Genomic DNA, 26,415 nt, shown 5'->3' with positions numbered 1-26,415 from the left:
TTATAATTAAGCTATTTCATGTCTACTAAATCAATGGAACTGACCACAGTAATAAAATCTTTTGAAGAACTCAGCAATCATGAATTGTATGCCATTATAAGACTTCGTAATGAGGTCTTTGTAGTAGAGCAAGACTGTGTTTTTCAGGATGCTGACAACAAAGATCAATTAGCCTACCATGTCATGATCAAATGTGGTGATCTTCTAGCTGCTTATGCCAGAGTATTACCTGCTGGAGCCACTTTCGCAGAGGCTTCTATCGGACGTGTAGTGAGCGATAAACAAGCTCGAGGAACTGGTGCAGGAAGAAGGTTGATGAAAGATTCTATTTCCTTTGTTAAATCTGAATACGGATCCTGCACGATTAGAATTGGAGCTCAAACCTACCTGAACGAGTTCTATAAATCTCTTGGATTTGAGGACGCTGGAGAAAGGTATCTAGAGGATGGTATCGAGCATGTGGAGATGACAATGGAGGTTTAGTTTTCCCATACAGTCTAGCTAAGTATGTCTAGTGGCCCCCACTGTATATATTGTATTTAACTAGCTGATTGTTTAAAAGATAATGAGTTAAAGTACCTTGATATCTTTAAATTTTGACATAAAAATATGACTAGAATTACCTCAAAGTTTCTGATTGGTTTTACGCTTCTCTTTGCGACTAGTACGTTCTCATTTGCTCAAGAGCTGTTTTTATACAAAACAGTTGACACCACCGAGCTTTTTATGGAGGTACACTATCCTGAAAAAATGAATCCTTCAGAAGAATATCCAGCATTGGTTTTCTTTTTTGGCGGCGGCTGGAATTCAGGCAGCAGAGCGCAGTTTGAGCATCAAGCAGCATACTTCGCCAAAAGAGGATTAGTTTGTTTTTTGGTGGACTATCGAACCAAAAATGAGTATAAAACTTCTCCTTACGAATCAGTTTCAGATGCCAAATCGGCAATGAGGTATGTGCGTGAAAATGCAAGTAAATTTCATATTGCTCCAGATAAAATCATTGCTTCAGGAGGTTCTGCCGGTGCACATTTGGCAGCAGCTACGGGCTTGATCGAGGGATACAATGAACGTACTGACAACCTAGAAATCAGCCCTATTCCCAATGCCATGATACTTTTCAACCCGGTGATTGACAATGGTCCTGGAGGATATGGTTTCGAAAGAATTGGTGATCAGTACAAGGACTTTTCTCCTTTGCACAACATCAAAGCCGGTGCTCCTCCTACCCTGTTTTTGCTGGGTACCAAAGACAATCTTGTCCCAGTCGTGACTGCTCAGTATTATCAGATGGTCATGGAAAAAGTGGGAAGTCGATGTGAGTTGATACTTTACGAAGACCAACCTCATGGTTTTTTCAATTACACCAATTTTGAGTATTACAAAAAGACGGTTCAAGCATCGGATGATTTCCTTCAGTCTTTAGGCTATTTGCAAAAAGAGCCAAATGTGACTATAGAATAATTAGCTAAATCTATGTTGCAACAGCGTGACGAAAACCTAAAGTAAATTATTACCTGTAGTATAAGAACATGTGTAATTGACAGCATTTACACGAAGTGAATTTAATAGACGCTTTGAATCTCAAATAATCGCTAATGCTTTATCGCTTTCCTTCTTTCCTTTGGCAGACAAGACTATATTTGCACCTCGAAAAATCAACGATTAGATGAACTCATTCATAGAAGAATTACGCTGGAGAGGCATGCTTCAGGACATGACCCCGGATATAGAAGAACACCTCACTAAAGGAATGGCTTCTGCCTATCTAGGTTTTGATCCAACGGCTGATTCACTACATATTGGTCACTTAGTTGGAGTGATGACACTTTTACACTTCCAACGAGCTGGTCACAAGCCATTTGCTTTAGTAGGTGGTGCAACGGGGATGATCGGTGATCCTTCTTTCAAGTCGGCAGAACGTAATCTTTTGGACAAAACCACACTGGATCACAATATCTCTTGTATTCAGGATCAACTAGCCAAATTCCTTGATTTCGCTGGTTCTACTACAAACAAAGCCGAGTTAGTCAATAACTACGACTGGATGTCTGAGTTTAGCTTTTTGGACTTTATCAGAGACATAGGCAAGCACATCACTGTAAACTATATGATGTCCAAAGACTCTGTAAAAAGACGTCTAGAGGATGGAAATGGACTTTCTTTCACTGAATTCACCTATCAATTGATCCAGGGCTATGATTTCTATCATCTTTGGAAAAATGAGAATTGCTCTATACAGCTAGGAGGTTCTGATCAGTGGGGAAATATCGTCACAGGTACGGAATTGATCAGAAGAATGGGCGGCGGATCAGCTTATGCTTTGACTGTTCCTTTGATCACGAAGGCGGATGGCACCAAATTCGGTAAAACGGAAGGTGGCTCGGTTTGGCTAGATCCTGAGAAAACTTCACCTTATGCATTCTACCAGTTTTGGCTGAATGTATCTGATGAGGATGCTTCAAAATACATTCGAATTTTTACGATTTTAGACCAATCAACTATCGAGAATCTGGAGAAAGAACATGCTGAAGCTCCTCATCTACGTACTTTGCAGAAGGAAATAGCAAAGCAAATCACAATCATGGTTCATGGCGAATCGGATTTTGAAATGGCAGTAAAAGCTTCTGATATTCTGTTTGGAAAGTCATCTACTGAAGATTTGGCAGCTTTGGACGAGCGTACCTTTCTTCAGGTTTTTGAAGGAGTTCCTCAGGTTCAGATAGACAAAACTGAATACACTTCCTTAGGCTCAATTTTGGATCTTTTTGGAGAGATTACTCAGGGAGTTGTATTTGCTTCTAAAGGAGAAGCCAGAAAAATGATTCAAGGCGGAGGAGTAAGTATAAACAAAGAGAAGCTCAGTGATCCAAATGCAGCGATAAACTTGACTTTACTTCAAAATAAGTACCTACTGGTACAAAAAGGCAAGAAAAATTATTACATAGTGGAAGTGAAGTAAGTCAGTGATACTCATACGAAAAAAGGCTTTAGGAAATCCCTAAAGCCTTTTTTTATGAAATTAAGCTAAATATAAAGTGTGTAAATCTCAGTATTTGACCCAAGTTTAATATCTTTGATTTCAATTTTTGGAAAAAGAAAAAAACTCATGGCAGGAGAGAAAAATAAAGAAAAACTCATTTTAGATTCAGCTGTTTCATTATTCAAATCTAAAGGTTATTTGGCCACCAGAATGGAGGATGTAGCCAAATCTGCTGGGATAAGTAAAGGCCTCACCTACTTTTATTATAAAAACAAAGAGGATCTGTTTATGGCTTTGACCAAAAAAGCCTTCGACCAATTCAAGGATGAGTTCCGAGATGAATGGTCTAATAGAACTAAAGGAAAAAATGGATTGGACATGATTTCTGACCTTTTAGTAAAAGTCGTTGTTTTTGCGAAAGCAAATCAAGTCTATTACGATTCTATTCTTAATTTTCTAGACCTTCTTAAGAAATACAACAACCCAGAAACCCGTAAGTTAATAGATCCGAAAACCTTGGAATCTGTTCACTTTCAGAAACTCCTAGAGATCCATCACGAGCCTGCTAAAATCGGGATTATGATGGTAAGTCAGGGAATTAAGGACGGAAGTATTCGTGCTGAACTTCAGCCAGACATCACCTTTTATACTATCTGGAGTATGATCATCGGCTATGAGAAAATGCTGGGACCTATAGAATACGAAGGAAAGGACCTTAAAATCCACTCCGAAAACTGGGAGCCGGGATTCCTTCGATTGATGCAGGAAATGCTAAAAGGCACTATTCAGGCAGCCAAGAAAACCACCGTGCAAACAAGTCTTTTCTAAATTCTAATTGATTCTCCAGCATCTCAATTAGCAGATTCTACAAACAATAATGGCTGTCGATACTATATCGACAGCCATTATTGTTTGTAAGTATTGAGACTTGAAAATTTCTACTTATCAATGCACTTCTCCCATCATCCTTCTGATCAGAGGCTTCAGCAAGAATAGCAGTGCTGCAGATCCGAAGACCGTGTAAACGATCAACATGTATTGATCTGGCATTTGAGCAAGAGCTTCTTCAGTTCCGCCACTTGCCTCACCAGCAATCAGTCCAGCGATCAAATTACCTAGCGCTACTGACAAGAACCAGATACCCATCATTTGTCCTCCGTATCCTTTTGGCGCTAGCTTGGTTACCAAACTCAAACCTACTGGAGATAAGCTCAACTCGCCAAACGTATGTAGCATGTAGGTAATCAACAACCAGGTCGGGGCAGCCAAATCACCTGAAGCGGCAATTTTGGTAGCGAAATACATCACGAAAAAACCAATAGCTAGTAGTAAAAGTCCGAAGGTGAATTTCATTGGAGAACTTGGCTCCATGTTTCTTCTACCCAGCCAAACCCAAAGAGCTCCGAAGAAAGGAGCGAAAATGATGATGAAAAGTGAATTAACAGATTGGAAATAACTGGTAGGAATCTCCCAACCTAGTATGGTTCTATCTGTAAAACGATCAGCGAAGAGATTCAAAGTAGATCCTGCTTGCTCGAAACCCGACCAGAACATTGCAGAAAACAAGAAGAGTATAGCGATTACCCCCACTTTGTTTTTATCAGCTTTATTCAATCCTCCAAAGGCTATCACATAACCTAAGTAGCCAAAAGCAACCAGGGCAATGACTGTACCTGATGCACCTGCTATCGCTGATACATTGATAGGAATCACTCCCATAAATAGTACCCCAACTACAGCAACCAAACCAATTCCTAAATAGGTAACGATAGACTTAAGTTTCTTTTGACTAGACACCTCTTCTGCCGTCTCGAAAACTGGCACTTCTCCATGACCTTCTAATAAAGCACCTGATAGTTTATATTGAATCAATCCGAAAACCATACCTAAACCCGCAAGGCCAAAGCCAAGGTGCATATCATAAGTAGCTAGTGTACCACAAGCAATCGGAGCTATAAAGCCACCGATATTTATCCCCATATAGAAGATAGAGAAACCTGCGTCCCGCTTCGTACTTCCCTTTGGGTAAAGCTGTCCTACAATAGAGCTAATATTAGGTTTCAAAAGCCCTGTACCCAATACAATCAATATCAAACCTAGAAAGAAGGATGAAGTATCAAGCGTACTCAATTCAGGTTTGATCGAGTGATCACCTGTAATCAAAGCCATCACACCTGGGAGAGCCATAGTAAAGTGACCTATAGCGATAATTATCCCTCCGTACCAAACGGATTTTTTCAGTCCAAAAAGTCTATCAGCTAGCCATCCACCAGGCAAAGCCAGCAAATAAACTCCCATAGTATATAAGCCATAGATAGCACCAGAAGTCTGATCATCGAAGCCCAGTCCGCCTTCAGCTACTGCCATGGTCATAAATAATATGAGCAAGGCACGCATGCCATAGTAACTGAATCTTTCCCACATTTCTGTGAAAAATAGTGTCATCAGTCCTTTTGGATGGCCGAAAATAGTTGGCCCATCAAATTCAGGAGTAAGTTGTTTTTCCAAGGATAGTTTTATTTGGGTGAAATCAATTTTACAATGATAAACCTTTTTAGCCCTTGTTTCCAAAGTTAAAGCCGCTGAATTGTAGGCTAATCACTAAATAGTCCACTATTGTAAAACTGCGGGTAATTCAGTAGCAATTACATAAAAAATCGTTGCCAAATAAAAAGTTGTTTTTAACCTGCAATCGATTGTATTTAAAAATAAAGCACATTTTATTGTTTTATGTAGAGGGGATTTTACTAGTTTTGTGAAGACAATTTTCAGATTGTAAACCCAAATATGTATGCAGGAACTAGATCTGGACACCCAGACTTCTCCCCTGGCTTTTCTTAGCCCTACAGCTTTTAGAAAAGTTCACACCAATCTTCCACCAGCAGAACTGGTGGAAATTGCTTTAGCGCGAAATGAAGGAAAACTCACTTCTACTGGCGCTCTGATGGCTGACACCGGTAAATTCACCGGTAGGTCCCCAAAAGATCGGTACATCGTCTTAGACGATAAAACTAAAGACGCTGTCTGGTGGGGTGATATCAACATCCCTTTTGATACCGAGAAATTCCATTTGCTTCTGGAGAAAATGAAAGCATTTTTGGCTGACAAAGAACTTTTTGTCCGTGATGCTTATGCTGGAGCAGATGTGAATCATCGCCTCAAATTGAAAGTGATCAACACCAAGGCTTGGCATAATCTCTTTTGCCATAACATGTTCTTGAGGCCATCCGAGGATGAATTGAAAAATTTCGAACATGATTTCACGATCATATGTGCACCGGAATTTGAAGCTAATCCTGAAACTGATGGTACAAAAAACCCAAACTTTGCCATCTTAAATCTCAGCGAACGAATCATCCTGATCGGCGGAACGGGCTATGCAGGAGAAATGAAGAAAGGAATTTTCTCTGTTCTCAACTTCATCCTTCCTCATGAAAAAAATGTGCTCTCTATGCATTGCTCAGCAAATGTAGGAACACAAGGAGATACTGCGATCTTCTTTGGTCTTTCAGGCACGGGCAAAACAACACTATCAGCAGATCCAAAAAGAAATCTAGTTGGTGACGACGAGCATGGCTGGACAGAGAATGGTATTTTCAATTTCGAAGGAGGATGCTACGCAAAGGTCATTGATCTCAGTAAAGACAAGGAACCTGAAATTTGGGATGCTATCAAATTTGGTTCAATTGTAGAAAATACCCGATTCAAAGGAAATTCCAGAGAAATAGATTTTGCAAACAAGTCCGTCACTGAAAACACAAGAACGGCTTATCCTATAGATTTCATTTCTAATGCCTTGAATCCATCGATTGCAGGCATTCCTAAGAACATATTTTTTTTGACTGCAGATGCATTTGGGGTGATCCCTCCCATCTCTAAATTAAATAAAAGCCAGGCCATGTATCATTTCATTTCGGGTTACACAGCAAAAGTAGCGGGCACTGAAATGGGAGTCACTGAACCGAAATTAACATTTTCAGCTTGTTTTGGAGCGGCCTTCTTACCTCTTCATCCAACAGAATACGCTAGCCTGTTTGGTAAGAAAATGGAAGAGCATGACACTAATGTGTGGTTAATCAACACTGGCTGGACTGGGGGTTCTTATGGAGTAGGTTCTCGAATGAAACTAGCTTACACTAGAGCCATGATTACAGCTGCTCTTGAAGGGAAGTTAGATAAGGTCGACTACAAACAACATCCAGTTTTCGGAATGGATGTACCTCAGGATTGCCCAAATGTACCTTCGGAGATTCTTAACCCGAAAACTACTTGGGAGGATAAAGAGGGGTACGATAAACAAGCAAGAGAACTTTCAGCTGCATTTAAAAAGAACTTTGAGAAATTCAAGGACTTTGCTTCTGAAGATATTTTGATGGGAGCGCCACTTTAAAAAGATCTATAAATGAGATGATTGATTATATATAAAACGAATGATTTACAGATCATTATCTCTAATTATACTAAAAAAAAAGAGTCCCGCACGTGTGGGACTCTTTTCGATAGTACGAGCGAAAGATTTTCGCTCGTACATTAATTAACTCATCAACAATTCTATTATTTGAGCTGGTGCTTGCACCTCCTCAACCTTATCATCCGCGATCTGTTTTCTCAATTCGTATTCTAACTCGAAGATCAAACCGGAGACAAATACCTTATCCATTCTCAAATCGCTTTCGAAGGACGCGTACTTTCTTTTACCTGTCAGATCTATTCCATATTGTTGGAAGACCTTTGAGATTTTGCGTAAATCAGTATAATTTTTCATTGGGTATGTAGTTAAATAACCCTTGCTAATCGTGATGACCAGCAAGGGTCGTGTATTCTATTTTAATCTAAACGTAAGCGGCTGCTTCGGATTCAAACTCTTCAATATTTGTATCTTCAAGCTCTATTACCTTCTTTTCGCCCTTACCTATTTTCGCCATAAATCTGTCGAACAGATAATAAATCACAGGTACAACGATCAAGGTCAGGAACATGGAAGAAAGCAATCCACCGATGATCACCCAGGCTAAGCTGTTTTTCCACTCTGCTCCAGCACCGGTAGCCAAAGCAATCGGCATCATACCAATCACCATCGCTATCGTAGTCATCAGAATCGGACGGAATCGGATTTTCACAGACTTCTCAAGAGCAGCCTTCACCTCTACGCCTTCTTCTTTCAACTGATTCGTGAAATCGACCAAAAGAATCGCATTTTTGGCAACTAATCCCATCAACATAATCAGACCCATGATAGAGAATATACTGAGCGTTCCTTTAGTAAGCGCCAAGGCCAGCAATGCTCCAATCAGTGCCATAGGAAGTGAGAACATCACTACTAGCGGATAGACATAGGAATCATAAAGAGCAACCATGATCAAATAAATTAAGATAATCGAAGCCAATAAGGCTATGCCTAAAGAGCCAAAACCTTCTGCTTGATTTTTCATATCACCATCATAATTGATTTGAACCTGCTGAGGAAGGTCCATCGCTTCAATAGCTGCGGTCAATTCTGCACCTACCGTTCCCGATGGAACTCCAGCAACCTGAGAGGTGATTTTCACAGAAGAAACTCTATCTCTACGTTCCAACTTAGTTGGACCTTCAGACTGATTTACTGTTGCAAACTGCTCTAGCTTCACCAGTTTCCCACTTCTATTTAAGAACGTAAGGTTCTGAACATCTGAGATAGACTTTCTGTCAAACTCATTCAACTTCACCAAGATGTCATATTCGTAATCACCGTCCGTGTATTTAGAATCATCATTGCCATTGAACGCTACTTGAAGTGCTCCACCTACCATATCCATGGATAGTCCAAGCTCATTCATTTTGAAGCGATCTACTTCTACTCGGATCTCTGGGTTTCCATCTTCAAGTGAACTTTCGACTTTACGAGTACCTTTCAATCCCGCTAAAATCCCTTCAATTTTCTCAGAAACGATCTGAATAGAATCTTTGTCTGGACCAGAAACAATTACCTGTATCGGTGCATCATTGGCTGTACCCATGATCGAAATAGGAACGCCGGTATACTCTGCACCCGTGATATGCTCTTCCAGGTAGTTTTCTAGGTTTCTTGCATAGTCAGGACCAGACATAGATCTAAACTCAGGTTCTACCAATTTCACCAAAATCTCAGAAGTAAATGGAGAGGATTGAGAACCTGTGAACTGACCACTCGCCACACCTACCGTAGTAAATACTTCTGTGACTTCCGGTAGTGTTCTTAGGTAATCTTCCACCTCACGAGTTTTGAAGTTAGTCTGCTCTAACGTTGCATCTTTTGGAAGCTCTAGTCTAAGCAAGAATTCACCTCTATCTCCTTCAGAAACGAATTCTGAACCGATAAAACCTTTGATCACAAGGAAGAAAGAGGAAATAAATAGAACTACAGTAATTCCTAACAAAGCTGCCTTATGTGCAAAACCCCATTTCAAAATATCTATCATCCAATCAACAAAAGCATCCAAACCAGCTTCAAATCCATAGACAATTTTCCCAAAAAAGGAGTTTTTATCTAAATGTTCGAGCTTTGAAAATCTCGAAGTCAGTAGCGGAATCAAGGTGAATGCAACTAATAAACTGATCAAGGTAGCCGTAGCCACTGTAATACTAAACTGTGCCAAAATACCTCCAATCAATCCTCCTGTCATAGCTAGTGGCACGAATACCACGATAATAACCAAGGTGATAGATACTACAGTGGCACCGATTTCACGCACACCATCGTAGGATGCTTGAGCGATGGTTTTACCCATTTCCAGGTGACGATATATGTTTTCAATAACCACAATTGCATCATCGACAAGGATACCTACCACAAGGGAAAGGGCCAGTAATGACATCAAGTTCAGAGTAAAACCTGCCAAGAACATTACGGTGAATGTTGCCACAATAGATGCTGGAACTGCCACCATTACGATGATAGCATTTCGGATACTATGCAAGAACAATAGCATGATCAAAGCCACCAATACAATAGCAATTATCAAATCTGTAATCACATGATTTGCTGCCTCCAGAGTAAATTCAGATGTGTTTTGAGAAATCTGGAATGAAACTCCTTCTTTAGTATAGGTTTGTTCTAAAATATTAAGTTCCTTGACCAACACATCAGAAACCTCAACTGCATTCGCGTCAGACTGCTTTTGCACGGTAAGGCCAATGGCCGATTTACCGTTTAACCTGGTCAAAATATCTTCGTCCTTATAGGAATCTTCTACCTCTGCTACTTCTTTCAACTGGATTGGAGATTCATCCGTACGGTAGGCAATCACTAGGTTTTCTATATCCTGAATAGTCTGAAACTTTCCTGCAAGGCGTATCAAAACCTGCCCTTCATTGTCCTTCAATCGGCCAGTAGGGAAATCTAGGTTACTCGCATTGATTGTTTGCGCGACGCTGATTGGTGAAATACCGTAGCCGTCCAACTTGTTTCTATCCAAGTTTACTTTGATCTCACGTTCAGTACCGCCTAGCATATTCACTTGGGCAACACCTTTGATTTGAGCCAAAGAAGGCTGGATCTTATTTTTAATCAAATCATAGAACTCCGAAGGGTTCAGATCTGAATAAACCGCCAATTGCATAATAGGCAAATCATCCAGGTCAAACTTACCCAAACTTGGAGGATCAGCATCTTCAGGAAGATCTCCCAAGATAGCATTGATTTTACGCTGCGCATCTTGCATAGAATAATCTACATCAGCTCCAGCTTCCAGCTCAATAGTGATAATAGACACACTCTCCTGAGAGATAGAATTCATGGATTTGATGCCTTCGAGAGAAGCTACAGCATCCTCAATCTTTTTAGTCACGGATGTTTCCACCTCCGAAGGCGCTGCTCCAGGATAGACCGTAGAAATGGTAACCACATTGGTTTCCATTTTTGGTAAAAGCTCGTATGACAGTTGTGTATAGGAGAAAATCCCCATCAAAGTCAATACGGTAAACAGTACGACCACCATGGTCGACCGTTGTATGGATATTTTAGTGATTTGCATAGTTTACTGAACTTTGACTTTTGTCCCCTCTTTCACATTGATCAAACCTGAAGCGATCACTTCGTCACCGGCTTTTAGACCTTCCAAGATCTCTACAGATCCATCATCCAAAGGCTTGATTTTCACTTTCTGATAAACCGCTACTCCGTCTTTGATCAAGTAAACTCCTGGATCTTTTAAGCTTCCAGAGATAGATTTTCTGTCAATCTTCAGTACTTTTTCTTCCTGAGAAAATTCAAATTGAGCTGTCCCAAACATACCTGGCTTGATTTGATCTTGATTTTTGCTATTCATGATCAACTCTACTTCATATTTAAATGAAGCATCAGCCATATCGGAAATAAAATTCACCTTTCCGGTAAACTCCTGAGCAGAGATTGCATTCACACTTACCTCGATTTGATCACCTTTCTTTACTTTGGCGATTTCGCTTTCAGTCACATTCACCGCTAATTTCAATGGATTCTTATTGATGATATCTGCCAATGGCATTCCTGGACTAACGAGTGTTCCCAATTCGTAGTAGTCTTCGTTGATAAAGCCGGCAATAGGTGCCGTCACCTGCGTGTCGTCCAGTCTTTTCTTCAAAGCACCTAATTGAGCATCAGCAATTTTGAAAGCATTCTCATTTTCTTCCAATTGCTTCTTAGTGATCGCATCTGTTGACGCTAGGTTTTCAAAGCGTTTCAAGTCTTTCTCTGCTTGATCTCTATTCAGTTTCGCGATAGTATATTCAGAGCGGATTAGACGATCATCAATCTGCACCAGCAAATCTCCCTTACGTACATAATCTCCTTTTCTTCGTTGGATCTTTACAATCGCACCAGAAGTCTCAGACATGAGTTTCAATTCCTGAGATGGTTCAAAAACCCCGTTTGCTTGAAAATTCCTGTTGACAGTTTTCTCCTCCACTTTTTCCACAGTCACAGAAATATATTCGCTGGACTTCATGGCAAGCGTAGCAGCTTCATTCATTTCAGTCTTGTTGTTGTATAGCGTGAAAGCTACTGCTCCTACTCCTACCAGAAGTAAGGCTATGATGATTAACTTTTTCATGTGTTTATATATGTTTTTATGGTCACCCCGATTAATCGGGGCAGGCTATGGAATCTCGCATGGCTGATAACAATCCCAGTGTGGGGCGCCTGAGACGTGCTCGATTTCATTGTTGGTATGAGTTTTCGGTTACAATAAAAGATTAGAGATTTTTCCAGTTGAATTAAGAATCTCCAATTGAGCGATCCGAACCTGAATTATTTGATTGTTAAAGTTGGCTTTTGCTTGTCTCTGCGTAGTCTCAGCATCCAGCAAGTCCGTAAGTGGACTTAATCCCTCTTTGTAAAGCAAAGTTGTTTCGCTAAACACATCATCTGCGAGATCTAGATTGCTATCTAGAGAAGCTAGCGTATTCAGAGAATTGTAGTATTTGTTCAATGCATTTTTGTATTCCAATTCTGCCGCATCTTCTGCTTGAAGACGATCTAGGCTTAGCTGTTGAGCATTAACTTTTGATTGAGCAGCCTTGTATTTGGTTTGCATCCCATCAAAAATCGGAATCTGCAATTTTAAGCCGATTAAAAATCCCTGATACCAAACTTTATTCTGGCTTAGAAAATCAAAATTCTGAGAGAAAGCATTCTTGTTGAAATCAGCAAATCCAACCAACTGAGGCTGATGAGCCGCTTTGATGTTTTTGTATTCGTACTCATACAGCTGCTCTTGAACGCCCAAGACTTGGATATCCTTTCTATCAAATAGGTTGAATTCCTGAATTTGGAAATCTTTCACTTTCTCATCCATATCAGCTACTGATTGATCAAGATTAAGCTCAGTATCTATAGGAATACCCATTAATAGCTTCAAATAACCTTCTTGCTGAAAAATTGCAATCTCAAGGTTATCCAATTCACTTCGAATGGAAGTCAAATTCACCTTCACACGATTTAGATCCACTTTGCGCGCTAGATCATTGTCGTATTGAGATTGAAGAATTTTCTCAAGGCTTTGTAACTGGTCGATATTTGCCTGCAAATTTTCCTTCTGAAGTTCCAATTGAATCACCCCTAAGTAATTCAAAGAGATTTCGTGAATTACATCTTGTTCAGATTGCTCAGACAAAATTCTGTAAAACTCCTCCCCTGTTTTTGCTGCTTTCAAACCTATCAAATAGGAATTACTGAAAATCAACTGATTCAATTCAAAACCAGCTTTCAAAGACTGGGGAACACCTAAAGAAATCACCTGAAGTTCATTGGGGTCTCCTCCAAAAATCCCTCCTGGCACCGCCTGTGGGAATACATCCAAAAAGTTGTTGTACTGCCCATAAGCAGAAAACTGGGGAAGACCAGCTCCTCTGATTTCGTTTCTCTGATACTTCGCCTTCTCTTCATCAAGTATGGCTTTCTTCAGCGTTCGGTTGTTCTCCAAACCGATCTGTATACTCTCTTTCAATGTAAGCGTATCTGGAAGTGTAAATTCCGGCACTGTTTCCTGCCCCATTGCCATTATAGGAGCTATTAAGAAAAATGCATACGTTAAATACTTCTTTAACATGTCTGAATACTAGTTGGTTATAAAATATATAGTTGGTTCTGTTTTTTATGAACTAATTGTTCAAATTTTTTTATACTTGTTGTTTTTTAAATCGATCAAACAAGGCTGGAATTTCCTTTTTGAAAAAACCTAAGAAATCGGAGAAGTCTCTCATTCTACAATTAAATTCAGGATTTTTATTAGTTCTAACTTCCAACACTTCATCAATAAACTTTTGAATCTCCGCGATGTTTTCAAGCTCCTTCTCAAAGTCTTCTCTCCAATCACTCACCTTCATGGCAAAGTATCTTTTCCGGTCACCGGGACGGGTAGAATAAACACAGCGACCTTTGGCCTGAAGAAAAGTCAGAGCATTACTTACAGCGCTTTTACTTACACCAAGATTCTCTACGATTTCGTCAAACGAAACTTCGCCTTCCTCATGAACCAAAAGCAAGCCTATAATTCTCCCTACTAATGGCTGCATTCCCTTATGCTCATGGAATACACCAATTCTTTCGATCAGTTCCTTATGTTTTTCAGTTAAAATCATCTTCAAATAATTTGGGTTATGCTCTGACAACGGCACAAAGATAGCATAAGTTCAGTTAGTTCTGCAAATACAGAACCAATAAAAATTTCATTTATATAGAGCGCAGAGGTAATTCACTGAGTTAGAATTAGATAATCACCGATGAATCAATTTTCAATCCTATTCACTGGTGTTTGGAATACTAATTTTCTTTATTTCTGGAGTAGCCATGCCTTGTCTGGAGTAGCCATGCCTTGGCTGTGGGGTTGTAGAGGTGCTGTAAGTTTGGCGACTATTGGAGCAGGTGCATGCACCTACCCTTGTTGGCACAGTGAAGGAAGCTGCTTTAGGTGCAAGTTCCGAAGTGATCGCATTGAGGATTGCAGCAGGAGTGGTAAGGACCATTGTCTGACATATAAAAAATGGCATCACCAATCCACATCGAAAGTTCATCGTTTACAGAGTTGTTTGCAATATATTCGATTGATATCCTGCCAAATCAAAAAGCAAAATATCGGGAGCAGTACCACCTCTATACCTTTTCCAGTATGATAGATAGAATAAACAAAACCACTGCCTTCAAAATCAATTTAAATAATTGATACTAAGTAAGCTATACACCCCCATTTAAATCTCACTGGCACAATTCCGAAGATTATTTTTGTTCAAAATCATTCAAACAGTACAAATGGAATAAAATATTCCAGCCAATAATTCGTCTACTATTCAGATTATTTCTCCTGAAACCACTTAAGACATACGTATCTTGACTTTACGATTTCTCTCTATACTTCTATTTTTTATCTCTAATTCACTGGTAGCTCAAACCTGGATTCCTTCTGATTACAATCGCTTTACACCTGCCCAATTTTTCCAGCTTGCGGCGGTAAACCAAACCATCAATTACAAAAAACTAGACAGAGGTTTGTTGCAAGCAGCGATGTTCCACCTGACAAATGAGGAAAGAATCAAATATGGTCTTAAGCCATTCACTCATTCAGATGCTATGGAAAAGGTCGCCTCCGAACATGCCAATGACATGGTCAATTACAACTTCTATTCACATGTCAGCAGAGTAAAAGGCAAAAAAAACATAGGTGACCGATTTGCTCTTGAAGGACTTAATCGAATGCTTATAGGCGAAAACATCAGTTCAAGCATAGGCTTGCAATATCAGGATGGCAGGAAAATCAATATTCCACGCAGTGGCGGAATGTATACCTACGCCAATTCTACTCGGGAGGTGATACTTCCTCATACCTATTTGAGCTATGCACGTGAAGCGGTACAACTCTGGATGAATTCGCCTTCGCACAGGAAAAGTATTTTGAATCCGAATTTCGAGCAACTTGGATGTGGGTCTCAGGTCTTCAGCAATCGGGAATTTTTCAATGTCCCCTATTTAATGGGTGTGCAATGCTTTGGCAGCGAAAAATAACTGAGTTTTCAACAGAAACTTCCTAGACACATAGGGTAAGGAAGGCTCTTTACATATGATTTTTTGTATTTTTTGTTGGATTACCTCCTTTAAAAGGGGAAATTACCTGAAACAAAACAATAAAATTATGTTAGATCAATTGATGAAATTGGCAGATGGGCCGCTCCAAGAAATGCTGGCTGGTATGAATCAGAACCAATCTGGTGCCTCTGCAGAAATACTGAAAGACACCATCACTTCCAGCCTTCAAAAACAAGTTGCCTCGGGTAATATAAGTGCAATTCAAGAAATGTTCTCTGGTAAAGAGACTTCTCCTGGTGACTCCGTAATCAATAATCTACAAGGTGATGTATCTGAGAGCCTGATAGAAAAATTAGGAATATCTAAGGAGCAGGCCATGGGAATCGCTGCGGCGGCTTTACCAATGATTATGAATTTCTTTAACAAAAGAGTGAATGATGCTCCACAGGATAATAATGACATTATGTCGTCAGTTGTATCCTAGTTGCAGGGCGGTCAGGGAAACATTAATGCTGGTGATCTTCTGGGTTCATTGCTTGGTGGAAGCGGAGGAGGAAATGGTGGAATGGATTTAGGCGGCTTGATGAATATGGGCAAAGGACTATTCAAGTAGAACTCAAGACTATTATTTTCATAAGTTTCTCCCTACATCAACATGTTCAAAATCAAACTCCTTCTAAGCATTGCACTCTTAGCTGTTCTTGTAACAACTGTAAATGCACAGAGTATTAAACCCCAAAAAATGGATTTACCTGAGATGGATCTTTCGTCTCAAGTATTGGGAATTCTGAATGACACTAAGGGTCTGGATCTTAATTCGGATCAAAAGGATAAACTTAGTCAAGACAACTCAACTTTTGTAGACAATCTAATGAAGCTGAATAGCAGTGAGGCCTCTGAAGAAGACAAAAAAGCTGGATTTCTAAAGATGAAAAACAATAGATCCAAGTTACTAACTAGTCTACTTGGTAATGACCTTTTCAAAAAATACTCAAAACAGGTATTGAAATCTATCAGCCCGTTTAAGAGTAAACTAGGCCTGGCAGCCTTAGCTTTTTAAGTAAGCACAAATCTTAAAATCAAAAGCCGCAGCGATTTGGTCACTGCGGCTTTGCTATACAACTATAAATTAGATTTTAGGCAATTTCCATCCATTGTGATAATGAGCTTTCATTAGATCATTGGCAGCCGAAGATGTAAACTTATTTTTCTCTGCATTCCAATATACCTTCTCTCCAGTCTTGTATGCAATGTTACCCATCTGGGCGTTTATCGCTGCTATACTACCTGTTTGAATCGCGCAGTTCAGCAATTTAGGATCGTTGGCAGTCACCGCTTCCACAAAGTTTACAGCATGAAGATCTAAGGCATTTCCTACTCCTTTGGTATGAGGAACTTCGGCGACTTTATTTACTCGCTCGCCGTCTTTGCTTTCAGTTTCAGGGATTACTTTCCACCCCCCTCTATTCACCACCAGCGTAGCATTGTTGCCAATAAAGGCAATTCCTTCTGTAGTACCGTAGTTTCCACCATCAATACCAGTAGCATGCTCCCAAAGCATATTGAAACCTTCGTATTCATATACGGTCTGTAAGGTATCGGGTGTCTCTGATGCATCATCAGGATAAGCAAACTTACCTCCTGAGGCCATCACAGATTTGGGAGCACTTACACCCATTGCGAAAAGCGCAATATCGATTTCATGCACTCCCCAATCCGTCATCAATCCACCTGCATAGTCCCAAAACCATCTAAAATTGAAATGAAAACGGTTGGGATTGAATGGCCTTTCCGGTGCAGGACCTAGCCACATTTTATAATCTACTCCTGCTGGCGCTGGTCCATTTGGCAAAACAGGCACAGGTTTCATCCATCCTTGATATGCCCAACATTTGACCAAACGAATCTGTCCAAGTTTGCCCGATTTCACATAGTCGATAGCTTCCGCGTACTGAGATCCAGATCGCTGCCATTGTCCTACCTGAACAATTTTCCCGTAGCGTTCCTGAGCTTTCACCATCAGCTGGCATTCTTCAATCGTATTGGCAATTGGTTTTTCTACATACACATTTTTGCCTGCCGATACGGCATCGCACATGATCAGGCAATGCCAATGATCAGGCGTGCCTACAATCACAATATCGATATCAGGATCCTCCAGGAGCTTTCTATAATCTTTGTATTGCTTGGGGCGATTTCCCCGGAGTTTGAACACATCCTCCGTTCTCTGATCGAGTACGCTTTGATCAACATCCGCTAGCGCTACACAGTTTACCTGAGGCATTTTGAGATGTGCGTTCATATTGGACCAGCCCATTCCTTTACAGCCTATGAGGCCATAATTTAATTGATCTGAGGGTTTAATTTTTCGGGTAAACCTCCCGAAATCTGCGGCTGTGAGAATGTTAGGCATGCCCAACCCCGCTCCTAGCAACATGGTATTTTGGATAAATTTTCTTCTTGAGGACATAGTATTTTGGGTTGTTAAGTTGAAAAAAAGATGAATCGATCTCAAAGAAAAAAAGTAAGTAATTTTGGCAACAGATCACCTAACTACTTACTTTTCATTTATTTATAAAACGGATATTTTCCGATCTTATCTCGCATTATAGCTCTCTTACCCAGATATTTCTGAATCTAACAGGGTTACCGTGGTCTTGAAGCTTGATAGCCAATTTCTCAGGATGCGCCTTGTAATTTGGAATACCAATGTATTCGGTAGGGCCTTTTAGAATCACGTGATTTTGAACCAAAACACCATTCATCAGCAAAGTGACCGTAGCTGGAGAAGTCAAAATCCCATCCTTATTGAAACGAGGAGCTTTGAAGATGATGTCATAATAGTTCCACTCGCCAGCTGGTCTCAATGCCATTGCTAGTGGAGGATGCTGCTTGTAAATACTTCCAGCTTGGCCGTTTGTATATGTTTTGCTCTCGTAGCTATCCAATACCTGTACCTCGTAAATACCCATCAAGAAGAAACCTGAGTTACCTCTACCCTGGCCTTCGCCTACGATTTCGGTTGGCGCAGACCACTCTACGTGATATTGGGCATCGCCAAATGGCAACTTGGACTGTATATCACCTTTTCCTTTGGTAACTACCAATTCACCGTTTTCAATAGTCCAAGCCGCTGGACTTGAACCATCCTTTGCACTTACAAAACCATTCAGGCTAGTACCGTCAAAAAGCACTATCGCATCAGAAGGCGGGGCAGTATTGTGTGCTCCTGGAGTTACTTTCGGAGGAACTGGAGTGTAGAATTCCGTAGCCTCAGGCTTCATCGGAGGTGGAGTTTTCTCTTGGGCGTTTGCCAAAGAACTCATAGTCAATGCACCAGCTGTAAAAGCTAGTGTTAAGATTCTCATGTTCATAGGTTAGATTATTTAGGGAAAAGAACTTAGGAGGATAAATTACTCCAATTTACCTTCAATCAAAAAACCATTGATGGATTTTATGAAACCGAAGATAGATTCATTGGCTTTTCAGAAAAAAATCCAAACTTCTAAAAGTCATTAAAATGGGTTGCGGAATTACATTTTGAGCTGGTGCTCAAGATTCAAAAAATAAATCATTTTAGGTTTTATGTATATCCGCTTTTCTGCCAGTAAAGCAATTAAAGCATCCCAGAATTTGGTAAAGATTTGCATTTAGGCCAATTCGGTCACCGGTCTTCCGTCCTATAAAGCAAAGAAACTATGGCTACTGGCATCATTGCGGCTAATCAGATTAGGTTTTTACTAGTTCTAGTGTTCCTATCGAGTGTATGATAAGGTGATTTTACCAGATAATTCCCCACTAGGTGTGTCCATACTTACGTCATGGATGGTCACCAGTTCATTTTCAGTGACTTTGAGAAGGGTGTAATTCAACTCGTTCCCATTATTATCTAATAAGACCAAGTTATCGTCTTCCAACATCCATATACCAGATCCATTGTCATATTCGCCCACAAGTTTCTGGTAGGTCCCATCTTCATTAAGATTCAAAGTACTAGCCAAATGTCTTGCTAGTCCCCCGTCAATGGTAGCAACCAAGTCCGGTCCTGTACCTTTGACAAACATATGATCACTTCCTTTCCATTTGCCAACTAATTTTCCTTCCAGGCTTCCACCACAGGAAAACATACTGAACAATAAAATCAGCATGGAAATACTCAATAAAAAAGTAGGCTTGCCGTGACTTGATGGGTGATTTTGGTTTATTGATTGTATTCCTGAATGCATATGGCGAAACTAATTCATTTGCTTAGAAACAAAAAAAACATCCGAAGAAGCTCCAGATGTTTTTTCGACTAATTAAAACTTAACTTTTATAACTTAAACCTAACAGGAAGTCTCATTTTCACTTTGACTATTTCGCCGTCCTTTTTCCCAGGCGTCCATTTAGGCGACTCCTTTACCAGTCGCATCACTTCCTCATCACAGCCTCCGCCTATTCCTCTCAGAATTTCCACATTACTCACTTCTCCTTTTTCATCAACTACAAAAATGGCGATCACAGTCCCTTCTATTTTCCTTTCCCTCGCAGCTTCTGGGTACTTCAAGTTTTGGGACAAATAAGCATTCCACCCTTCATATCCACCTTTTGGCTTTGGCATTTCGTCTACTTCCATTAATACATCCTCTCCTTCAGTTTGAGCCTGCACAGATAGATTAGGCAGTACAGCGAAAAAGAGAAAAGTAATCAAGAATACTGGAATTACTTTAAACTGGAAATTGGGAATTGATAGTTTCATAGTTTATGGTTTAGGATATTTTTTCATTTCTCCATAAAAGACCCTTCAATGGATGTATGGAAAAACTTTGAATGGTTTTTGCAACAGGACTTATTCTTCAGTCAATATAAACGGTAAATTTTCTCTATTTCTTTCGTATTCAGCGATTAACATCTTCTTTAGATTTTCATTATTTCTCATCAACAGAAACATAGCTCCTTGGGCTCTTAGTAACTTTTCGTCCTTATCTATCCCAAGATTTACTTTATAAAGCTCCTTTATAGACTTCACAAATTCATCGTACATATTAAACTCTTCACTTTGGTAATGTTTTAATATGGAAGAAAAGCAAAATGCTTCTACAAATGGTTTTCTGTCGATCTCTGTTTTCTTAATATCATTTAGACCCACACAAACCTTTCCGGCATAATGCCCTTCATCGGTCACTCGCAAGATTGAAAAATACTTCACTGCTATATTTATCAAATTGTCCATGGACAAACTATCCCTTGCAGTTTTCTTATCAATTGTTTTACTGACTAATTCACTCATTACGGAGTTAAACAAACTGTCCTTCTCTAGATCTTTGAAATACGTGTTTCTCAAACTCAAACTATCCGGCAACTGTAATAGAGCTTCATAGTTAGAATTTGAGCTAAAGTTTGTCAATAAATAGTCTACAAATACCGTATTATTAGTTAATAACTGAGAGAAACAACTCTTTCCCTTAGTTTCAATTACGCGCTTTATCAAATAGTCATTCCCATTGTAAGTTGACTTCTGAATTGAAATGAAATCCTCGTAGTGATCTCTAATGTCACACTGATTTTGACCATATCCTTGAATAGTGAGAATGGTCGTTATAACCAGCATTAAGATTGATTTTTTCATTTCTCTATCGTCCTACTTATTTTCATGAAACGAATAATTTATTTTGAAACTGGAATTTCAATGGTATCAGGAAAATCATATGCTGGTTTCATGTGAGGTTTTAATACCTATAAGGCAACTCAACTTAGTTTAAATCTAATAGGCAATCTCATTCGCGTATTTACTGATACTCCTTTTTGAGAACCTGGAGTCCAATTCGGTGCATTTTCTATTGCTCTAACTGCTTCCTCATCAGCACCACCTCCAATTCCACGAAGTACTTCTACATCTGAAAGACTGCCATCAGAATTGACCGTAAACACTAGGATCACAGTTCCCTCAATTCCTAAAGTTCTGGCCTGCGCTGGATAAATTAAGGTTTCGCTTAGATAGGCATTCCATCCTGCCATCCCTCCTACAGGATCTGGTTGCTTTTCTACAACATCATAAATTGGCTCGCCGTCTTTACCATTTTCCATCACTCGTGCTGTTATGTCAGAAGGCCCTATTTTTACGACTTCCTTCACACCATTCATAGTCGGCCCTTCTATATCTTCTTCAGGCGTTATTTCGCAAGAAAATACGAAGAACAACGCCGCCAATACAGGAATAGCAAGCAGGAACCTACGCATTTCCCTTTTCTGGGATTGTGGTTTACTCATCATAATAATTCGTTTTTTGGTTTGAAATTGGTTGAAATTATTCATGAAATGCCAGCCCTGCCCTCCAGTGATCATCTGAAGCAATAGTCCGGAATATTCTCTTTTGGAATAAGTAGATGTCACGCCTTGATCCGCTTGATATTCATGCACTTCTCTAAGTGATCTTTCAAACTGGTAAATCAAAGGATTGAACCAAAAGATGATTTTAGCGAATTGGATCAACAACAGATCCCAGCTATGCTTCAAGCGTACATGAACTGACTCGTGTAGGACGATTTGTCTTTGTTCAGATCTGTCTGGATTGAAGTCAGGCAGCAAAATGTAACTGAAGAAGGAAGCCGGTATAAACTTAGGATGAACCGCTATCCAGTAATCCTGATAGCGCATCAATTTGGACTTGCCCAGCAAACGCTGCGAGGTGAAAAATCCCAAAATCAAATGCACAGTCATCACAACTACTCCCGCTAAGTAGGTGTAAAAAAGCATTTCCTGCCAAGTAAAGCTTACTGCTTCCTGAGCGACTTCTTTGCCTACCAGGAATTCAGGAAGAGTTATTTCTCCAGTACCCAATGAGGTGATTCCAAGCTTAAATGAAAGCATAGGAATGATGAATGAAAGCATCAACATACCTATCAAAATCACACGATTCAACGTGAAAAACGTCAATTCACTCAAAACGATTCGGTAAAAGAGCACCGTGATGGCAACACAAATACTTGCTTCAAGTAGATATATTAGGATAGCATTCATGACTCTGTGGGTTTGTCCATGTCATCTATCATCTTCTGTAAATCTTCAATTTCCTTGTCAGAAATCTTATTTTCCTTCACCATGAAAGAGAGGAAATTCCCCACCGAACCTTCGAAATAATGTTTAACCAATTGATTAACACTTCTCTTGCTGTAGTCAGCCTGTGAGATCAATGGGAAATATTGGTGCGTGGTGCCGTAAGCTTTGTGATCCAAATAGCCTTTCTTCTCAAGTAGCTTAATGGAAGACGCCAAGGTGGTATAAGGCGGCTTCGGATCTGGCAGTTCATCAAGAACATCTCGGACAAGCGCTTTTTCGAGTCTCCAAAAAATTCGCATGATCCTTTCTTCGTTGTTATTTAATTCGTCCATATCCCTAAGGTAAAAACGAATTTTTAATAATCCTACGAATATTTCGTATTACTACGATAAAAATAATAGATTAAAAAATAAATGAATGTCTTAACCAGATTATCCCCCAGAATTTAAGTCAAATAATTACCAGTAAGAAAACCGAAGTATCACGTAGCAATGGCTCTCACAAGTTCTAAATAACCTTAGTAAACTTATTAGCAGAAAAAACTAACTACGATGATTCTGCTATCAAACAATCAGTCATCCTTCCCTTCAATAGCTACTGATTCTGTCAAAATGGAAGCAACGCTAAAATACCCTAAGACATCAGAGGTTCCAGAAATCACCCTAATGTTTGTATCTGGATTTTGAGGTGGAGGACTAAAAAGCCCACCATCGTTATAAAGTAAACTTACTAACTGAGTGAAGTAATCGTAAGGCTCCTTATTCAATCTATATAGCTCCAGTCGCACCTTATCCCCTTCTGCAAAATCGTAGTTCAACTCCAGACCATTTTCAAAAAAAGTAAGCCCAAATGTGTCATCAAAAAGTAAGTAGTCATCACGATCATTCTTCAACGTATCATTTTCTATCACACGGATACGATAGTAATTGTTTTCTTGATAGGGGATTTTACCGTACACTTTAATATAGTATCCTTCATCTCGAAATAATCTCTCTTTTTCGTATTTATAAGTGAGGCTATCTACAATAGGCGGAGCAAGCATGTCTCCAGTTGCCGTAAATTGATTGTCCTTCCACTGAATAAACAACTGGTAACTCTCTCCTATTTCAGCCCTTTTAGTCGTTTCAACAGGTATATAGCTTAGGTTTCCTTGATTAAAACGAAATGGAATTACCTCTTTACTTCGTGTATTAATGATAAACACCTTTGCGTCTTTCACCACACTGATTTCCGTGTTGTCTAAATAATTTTGCGCTAGCGTAATCTTCACTTCATTATAGAATGGCCTATCTGACCAGATTGCCTCAATAACTGGAACAGTAGAATCAATTCTACCCAAAGGAAGGTTAACTTCTTCTTGACAGGAGAAACTAGCGATTGCTAAAAGTATAATGCAAATTCTCTTCATGTTAGAATTGGAAATTATAGGTAATCGATGGCAAGAAGGTAAAGAGGTAAGTCATGACAACTCCTTGTCTGGAAGTCACTATTGGCCCATCTTCAGCACCACTATATTTGATATTATCATTGTAGATCTCTCTGAATTCATACGCAAATGGATTCTTCCTACCGTACAGATTGTAAATACTAAAGTTCCAGCTGCCTTTCCATTTTCTTCCCTTGTCGGCATTTTTCCAAGTGACGGAAGCATCCATTCTATGGTAATCAGGGAATCTATCCTCATTCCTATACTTAGAATAAAGTGGGACTGATTGCAAATCAACATTATAAAGGCCAATCGGGAATGAAACCGCCTGTCCTGTAGTATAAATGAAGGTTAAACCTGCTGACCAAGAAGGAGAAAACTCATGGTTCAGCACCAAAGTCACATCATGCGGACGGTCATAGCGTGGGTTGTATTTCAATCCCTCAGAAACTCCAGGAGTTTTACGCCAAGATCGAGACCAGGTATAAGCCAGCCAACCTGTGGTCTTACCTACATTTTTGCGCAACATAAATTCCGTACCATACGCCCATCCATTTCCTTTGAGGATTTCGGTCTCTATTTTATCAGTAAATAGAATTTGAGCACCATTTCTCAAGTCAATGATATTCTTGAAATCCTTATAGTAACCTTCGACAGAAAATTCCCAACGGTTATTATCGAAATTGCGGAATAAGCCAAGCGAAATCTGATCAGCACGTATCGGCGGCACATATGTCCCAGCCAAAATCCATCGATCTATAGGTAATCCTGCAGAGCTATTTGAAGCGATCTGCACATATTGGAAATTGCGGTTGTAGGCTGCCTTAATAGAAAACTCATCATTGAATAAATATCGAAAAGCAACTCGCGGTTCTAGTCCTTGGTAAAATTGGATGTTTTCGAAACTCTTATAATTCACGGAATCTATAATAGATGAAGCGGGATCAGACACTCCTCCATCGTAAAGGTAATCTACCCCTTTCCCTATTTGATTATAGAATCCCCATCTCAATCCTACTTCCGTGCTCAATTTAGGAGTGATTTCATAGGTCATTCCTGCGAATAAACTATTCAGCACACCATTCTTCGGACTAGTCGCCAACGGATCAATATTGCTATTTTCAGATGGAACAAGTCTTATCGGGGCAAAATGATAAAACTGACTTTGAAATCCCCAATAAGTTTGCAAGGCATCACTTTTAAGTAGAGTCCATATCCCCTTCATTCCTGATTCGGAAAGGTTATTTTTCCACTCAAAGCCATTATCAGGATCATCAAATTCCACTCTGTAATTATACATGGAGTGATATCCTTCCAGATCGAAGAACAACTTATCAGAAATATTTCTGCTCCACTGAGCCGATGAAATCCAATTGGTCCAGCCCAAACCAAACTCATCATCAAGACCAAGAAAATCACTTCCTTGATAACTGGAAACGGTTAGTTTATCACGCTCACTCAATCTAAAAGACAGCTTCCCGCTCAAATCATGGAAATTAAGTTTGTTATTATTGATATCAGGATCATTGGAAAGCTTCAGAAACATATCTGCATAGGTTCTTCTACCAGATATAACAAAGGTCGATTTTTCTGAAAAAAGCGGTCCGTCCAAGGTCAATCGGGAAGATATCGTTCCTATTCCTCCCTCTCCATGAATCTGCTCATTGTTTCCTTCACGAAGTGAAACATCTATCAACGCTGAAAGCCTGCCACCGAATGAAGCAGGCATATTGCCTTTGTATAGCTCCACTTGATCCAATGCATCCGGATTGAAGACAGAGAAAAAACCAAAGAAATGAGAAGGATTGTAGATCGGTGCACCATCTAGTTGTACCAAATTCTGGTCAGCTGAACCACCACGCACAAATAGCCCCGTGGTTCCTTCTCCCGCAGTCTGCACACCTGGCAGCAGTTGTAAGCTTCTTAGCAGATCTACTTCACCAAACAAAGCAGGGATATTTTTAATAGTTGCAATAGGGACTGTTGCTTTTCCAGTCTCCATATTCCGAACGGACTGATCTGGATTTGTCTCCTGAATGATGATTTCATCAAGCGATAAATCTTCTGGTTTGAGAAAAAATCGCTGGGGTTTATCGAAATCTTTTGAAGTAATCACTCGGATGGAGGTTTCAAATCCTATAAAAGAAACTACCAGACGGGCGGGTAAAGTTTTAACACCTATTTGAAAAGTCCCATCGATTTCAGAGACTACCCCTGATGACACATCGTTTTCCCAATAAACACTAGCACCAGGCAGAGGAGATGAATTAGTTACATCAAGCACTTGCGCACTGAAAACCCTATTCTCCTGAGCTATAAGCTCTGAAAAAGGCAAAATGAAAAGGAAAATTAAAAGGAAATTACTTGGTTTGGCAGTTAACCTCATGCTACATAAATAAGGATTGTACCCCAAAACTAGACGCTTCACAATAATTAATGTTTGTTAATTATCAAGAT

25 protein-coding genes are annotated in these 26,415 nt (G+C 39.7%); 9 read left to right on the top strand and 16 right to left on the bottom strand.

Annotated elements, in window-relative coordinates:
* Nucleotides 1–18 precede the first annotated feature (18 nt).
* The 4 genes from BM291_RS12270 to BM291_RS12255 all read left to right on the top strand — a co-directional run bounded on the left by BM291_RS12270 (nucleotide 19) and on the right by BM291_RS12255 (nucleotide 3,808).
* Nucleotides 19–483, top strand: a complete 465-nt coding sequence (locus BM291_RS12270) for a GNAT family N-acetyltransferase (RefSeq protein WP_245786855.1) — start codon at nucleotides 19–21, stop codon at nucleotides 481–483.
* 126 nt (nucleotides 484–609) lie between these two features.
* Nucleotides 610–1,461: an alpha/beta hydrolase gene (locus tag BM291_RS12265; protein ID WP_217647314.1), complete on the top strand. Its 852-nt coding sequence runs from the start codon at nucleotides 610–612 to the stop codon at nucleotides 1,459–1,461.
* A gap of 205 nt (nucleotides 1,462–1,666) precedes the next feature.
* Nucleotides 1,667–2,959, top strand: a complete 1,293-nt coding sequence (gene tyrS / locus BM291_RS12260) for a tyrosine--tRNA ligase (RefSeq protein WP_092897796.1) — start codon at nucleotides 1,667–1,669, stop codon at nucleotides 2,957–2,959.
* Nucleotides 2,960–3,106: 147 nt separating this feature from the next.
* The gene (locus BM291_RS12255) at nucleotides 3,107–3,808 is read left to right on the top strand and encodes a TetR/AcrR family transcriptional regulator (protein ID WP_092897794.1); all 702 of its coding nucleotides are present in this window, start codon (nucleotides 3,107–3,109) and stop codon (nucleotides 3,806–3,808) included.
* A 117-nt stretch (nucleotides 3,809–3,925) separates the two neighbouring features.
* Here the strand turns inward: BM291_RS12255 and BM291_RS12250 are convergent, their stop codons facing one another.
* Nucleotides 3,926–5,425 carry a peptide MFS transporter gene (locus tag BM291_RS12250; RefSeq protein WP_394333451.1) on the bottom strand — a complete coding sequence of 500 codons (1,500 nt, stop codon included), beginning with the start codon at nucleotides 5,423–5,425 and terminating at the stop codon, nucleotides 3,926–3,928.
* A gap of 346 nt (nucleotides 5,426–5,771) precedes the next feature.
* Between BM291_RS12250 and pckA the strand changes: the two genes are divergently transcribed.
* Nucleotides 5,772–7,370, top strand: a complete 1,599-nt coding sequence (gene pckA / locus BM291_RS12245; RefSeq protein ID WP_092897792.1) for a phosphoenolpyruvate carboxykinase (ATP) — start codon at nucleotides 5,772–5,774, stop codon at nucleotides 7,368–7,370.
* Nucleotides 7,371–7,514: 144 nt separating this feature from the next.
* Here pckA and BM291_RS12240 read toward each other — a convergent pair whose 3' ends face one another.
* The 6 genes from BM291_RS12240 to BM291_RS22590 form a co-directional block, all read right to left on the bottom strand.
* Complete coding sequence (locus BM291_RS12240; RefSeq protein ID WP_092897790.1) at nucleotides 7,515–7,745, bottom strand: acyl carrier protein; 231 nt, start codon at nucleotides 7,743–7,745, stop codon at nucleotides 7,515–7,517.
* Nucleotides 7,746–7,812: 67 nt separating this feature from the next.
* On the bottom strand, nucleotides 7,813–10,971 hold the full coding sequence (locus BM291_RS12235) for an efflux RND transporter permease subunit (protein WP_092897788.1): 3,159 nt from the start codon (nucleotides 10,969–10,971) through the stop codon (nucleotides 7,813–7,815).
* A 3-nt stretch (nucleotides 10,972–10,974) separates the two neighbouring features.
* The gene (locus tag BM291_RS12230) at nucleotides 10,975–12,027 is read right to left on the bottom strand and encodes an efflux RND transporter periplasmic adaptor subunit (protein WP_092897786.1); all 1,053 of its coding nucleotides are present in this window, start codon (nucleotides 12,025–12,027) and stop codon (nucleotides 10,975–10,977) included.
* Nucleotides 12,028–12,156: 129 nt separating this feature from the next.
* Entirely contained in the window at nucleotides 12,157–13,524 is a 1,368-nt protein-coding gene (locus BM291_RS12225; RefSeq protein WP_245786854.1) for a TolC family protein, read from the bottom strand.
* A gap of 70 nt (nucleotides 13,525–13,594) precedes the next feature.
* Nucleotides 13,595–14,056 carry a GbsR/MarR family transcriptional regulator gene (locus tag BM291_RS12220; RefSeq protein ID WP_092897783.1) on the bottom strand — a complete coding sequence of 154 codons (462 nt, stop codon included), beginning with the start codon at nucleotides 14,054–14,056 and terminating at the stop codon, nucleotides 13,595–13,597.
* Between the two features lie 159 nt (nucleotides 14,057–14,215).
* On the bottom strand, nucleotides 14,216–14,488 hold the full coding sequence (locus BM291_RS22590) for a hypothetical protein (RefSeq protein ID WP_175499694.1): 273 nt from the start codon (nucleotides 14,486–14,488) through the stop codon (nucleotides 14,216–14,218).
* Nucleotides 14,489–14,801: 313 nt separating this feature from the next.
* On the opposite strand from BM291_RS22590, the gene BM291_RS12210 reads away from it, so the two are divergent.
* The 4 genes from BM291_RS12210 (at nucleotide 14,802) to BM291_RS12200 (ending at nucleotide 16,554) form a co-directional block, all read left to right on the top strand.
* Nucleotides 14,802–15,473: a CAP domain-containing protein gene (locus BM291_RS12210; protein WP_092897779.1), complete on the top strand. Its 672-nt coding sequence runs from the start codon at nucleotides 14,802–14,804 to the stop codon at nucleotides 15,471–15,473.
* 127 nt (nucleotides 15,474–15,600) lie between these two features.
* The gene (locus BM291_RS12205; protein WP_092897777.1) at nucleotides 15,601–15,978 is read left to right on the top strand and encodes a DUF937 domain-containing protein; all 378 of its coding nucleotides are present in this window, start codon (nucleotides 15,601–15,603) and stop codon (nucleotides 15,976–15,978) included.
* Nucleotides 15,979–16,107 (top strand): hypothetical protein, encoded by a 129-nt coding sequence (locus BM291_RS22415; protein ID WP_262481219.1) that lies wholly within the window; start codon nucleotides 15,979–15,981, stop codon nucleotides 16,105–16,107.
* A gap of 129 nt (nucleotides 16,108–16,236) precedes the next feature.
* A complete protein-coding gene (locus BM291_RS12200; RefSeq protein WP_139229089.1) occupies nucleotides 16,237–16,554 on the top strand; it encodes a hypothetical protein in 318 nt (105 codons plus the stop codon).
* A 69-nt stretch (nucleotides 16,555–16,623) separates the two neighbouring features.
* Here the strand turns inward: BM291_RS12200 and BM291_RS12195 are convergent, their stop codons facing one another.
* From BM291_RS12195 to BM291_RS12155, 9 genes are all read right to left on the bottom strand, one after another.
* Nucleotides 16,624–17,964: a Gfo/Idh/MocA family protein gene (locus tag BM291_RS12195; RefSeq protein ID WP_092897773.1), complete on the bottom strand. Its 1,341-nt coding sequence runs from the start codon at nucleotides 17,962–17,964 to the stop codon at nucleotides 16,624–16,626.
* 136 nt (nucleotides 17,965–18,100) lie between these two features.
* Entirely contained in the window at nucleotides 18,101–18,868 is a 768-nt protein-coding gene (locus tag BM291_RS12190; RefSeq protein WP_092897771.1) for a 3-keto-disaccharide hydrolase, read from the bottom strand.
* A gap of 381 nt (nucleotides 18,869–19,249) precedes the next feature.
* Nucleotides 19,250–19,720, bottom strand: a complete 471-nt coding sequence (locus BM291_RS12185; protein WP_139229088.1) for a copper resistance protein NlpE — start codon at nucleotides 19,718–19,720, stop codon at nucleotides 19,250–19,252.
* 86 nt (nucleotides 19,721–19,806) lie between these two features.
* On the bottom strand, nucleotides 19,807–20,232 hold the full coding sequence (locus tag BM291_RS12180) for an energy transducer TonB (protein WP_092897767.1): 426 nt from the start codon (nucleotides 20,230–20,232) through the stop codon (nucleotides 19,807–19,809).
* Nucleotides 20,233–20,322: 90 nt separating this feature from the next.
* Entirely contained in the window at nucleotides 20,323–21,102 is a 780-nt protein-coding gene (locus tag BM291_RS12175) for a hypothetical protein (protein WP_092897765.1), read from the bottom strand.
* Between the two features lie 119 nt (nucleotides 21,103–21,221).
* Nucleotides 21,222–22,493, bottom strand: coding sequence for a M56 family metallopeptidase (locus BM291_RS22275; RefSeq protein WP_092897763.1), 1,272 nt, complete (start codon nucleotides 22,491–22,493; stop codon nucleotides 21,222–21,224).
* Complete coding sequence (locus BM291_RS12165) at nucleotides 22,490–22,864, bottom strand: BlaI/MecI/CopY family transcriptional regulator (protein ID WP_092897761.1); 375 nt, start codon at nucleotides 22,862–22,864, stop codon at nucleotides 22,490–22,492. The genes BM291_RS22275 and BM291_RS12165 overlap by 4 nt, the downstream gene beginning before the upstream one ends.
* A gap of 239 nt (nucleotides 22,865–23,103) precedes the next feature.
* Complete coding sequence (locus BM291_RS12160; protein WP_092897758.1) at nucleotides 23,104–23,940, bottom strand: DUF4249 family protein; 837 nt, start codon at nucleotides 23,938–23,940, stop codon at nucleotides 23,104–23,106.
* Nucleotide 23,941: 1 nt separating this feature from the next.
* Entirely contained in the window at nucleotides 23,942–26,344 is a 2,403-nt protein-coding gene (locus BM291_RS12155) for a TonB-dependent receptor (RefSeq protein ID WP_092897756.1), read from the bottom strand.
* Between the last annotated feature and the right edge of the window lie 71 nt (nucleotides 26,345–26,415).

The organism is Algoriphagus aquimarinus, assembly GCF_900112005.1.
Classification (GTDB): domain Bacteria; phylum Bacteroidota; class Bacteroidia; order Cytophagales; family Cyclobacteriaceae; genus Algoriphagus; species Algoriphagus aquimarinus.
This window is presented reverse-complemented; position numbering and strand designations above follow the sequence as displayed.

Bases quoted from the DNA above. Each gene is read 5' to 3' on its own strand.
- BM291_RS22275 (WP_092897763.1), bottom strand. From the start codon at position 22,493: ATGAATGCTATCCTAATATATCTACTTGAAGCAAGTATTTGTGTTGCC.
- BM291_RS12230 (WP_092897786.1), bottom strand. From the start codon at position 12,027: ATGAAAAAGTTAATCATCATAGCCTTACTTCTGGTAGGAGTAGGAGCA.
- tyrS (WP_092897796.1), top strand. From the start codon at position 1,667: ATGAACTCATTCATAGAAGAATTACGCTGGAGAGGCATGCTTCAGGAC.
- pckA (WP_092897792.1), top strand. From the start codon at position 5,772: ATGCAGGAACTAGATCTGGACACCCAGACTTCTCCCCTGGCTTTTCTT.
- BM291_RS12160 (WP_092897758.1), bottom strand. From the start codon at position 23,940: ATGAAGAGAATTTGCATTATACTTTTAGCAATCGCTAGTTTCTCCTGT.
- BM291_RS12155 (WP_092897756.1), bottom strand. From the start codon at position 26,344: ATGAGGTTAACTGCCAAACCAAGTAATTTCCTTTTAATTTTCCTTTTC.
- BM291_RS22590 (WP_175499694.1), bottom strand. From the start codon at position 14,488: ATGAACTTTCGATGTGGATTGGTGATGCCATTTTTTATATGTCAGACA.
- BM291_RS12185 (WP_139229088.1), bottom strand. From the start codon at position 19,720: ATGCATTCAGGAATACAATCAATAAACCAAAATCACCCATCAAGTCAC.
- BM291_RS12250 (WP_394333451.1), bottom strand. From the start codon at position 5,425: ATGACACTATTTTTCACAGAAATGTGGGAAAGATTCAGTTACTATGGC.
- BM291_RS12165 (WP_092897761.1), bottom strand. From the start codon at position 22,864: ATGGACGAATTAAATAACAACGAAGAAAGGATCATGCGAATTTTTTGG.
- BM291_RS12180 (WP_092897767.1), bottom strand. From the start codon at position 20,232: ATGAAACTATCAATTCCCAATTTCCAGTTTAAAGTAATTCCAGTATTC.
- BM291_RS12225 (WP_245786854.1), bottom strand. From the start codon at position 13,524: ATGTTAAAGAAGTATTTAACGTATGCATTTTTCTTAATAGCTCCTATA.
- BM291_RS12220 (WP_092897783.1), bottom strand. From the start codon at position 14,056: ATGATTTTAACTGAAAAACATAAGGAACTGATCGAAAGAATTGGTGTA.
- BM291_RS12195 (WP_092897773.1), bottom strand. From the start codon at position 17,964: ATGTCCTCAAGAAGAAAATTTATCCAAAATACCATGTTGCTAGGAGCG.
- BM291_RS12255 (WP_092897794.1), top strand. From the start codon at position 3,107: ATGGCAGGAGAGAAAAATAAAGAAAAACTCATTTTAGATTCAGCTGTT.
- BM291_RS12265 (WP_217647314.1), top strand. From the start codon at position 610: ATGACTAGAATTACCTCAAAGTTTCTGATTGGTTTTACGCTTCTCTTT.
- BM291_RS12235 (WP_092897788.1), bottom strand. From the start codon at position 10,971: ATGCAAATCACTAAAATATCCATACAACGGTCGACCATGGTGGTCGTA.
- BM291_RS12270 (WP_245786855.1), top strand. From the start codon at position 19: ATGTCTACTAAATCAATGGAACTGACCACAGTAATAAAATCTTTTGAA.
- BM291_RS12175 (WP_092897765.1), bottom strand. From the start codon at position 21,102: ATGAAAAAATCAATCTTAATGCTGGTTATAACGACCATTCTCACTATT.
- BM291_RS12190 (WP_092897771.1), bottom strand. From the start codon at position 18,868: ATGAACATGAGAATCTTAACACTAGCTTTTACAGCTGGTGCATTGACT.
- BM291_RS12240 (WP_092897790.1), bottom strand. From the start codon at position 7,745: ATGAAAAATTATACTGATTTACGCAAAATCTCAAAGGTCTTCCAACAA.
- BM291_RS12200 (WP_139229089.1), top strand. From the start codon at position 16,237: ATGGATTTACCTGAGATGGATCTTTCGTCTCAAGTATTGGGAATTCTG.
- BM291_RS12205 (WP_092897777.1), top strand. From the start codon at position 15,601: ATGTTAGATCAATTGATGAAATTGGCAGATGGGCCGCTCCAAGAAATG.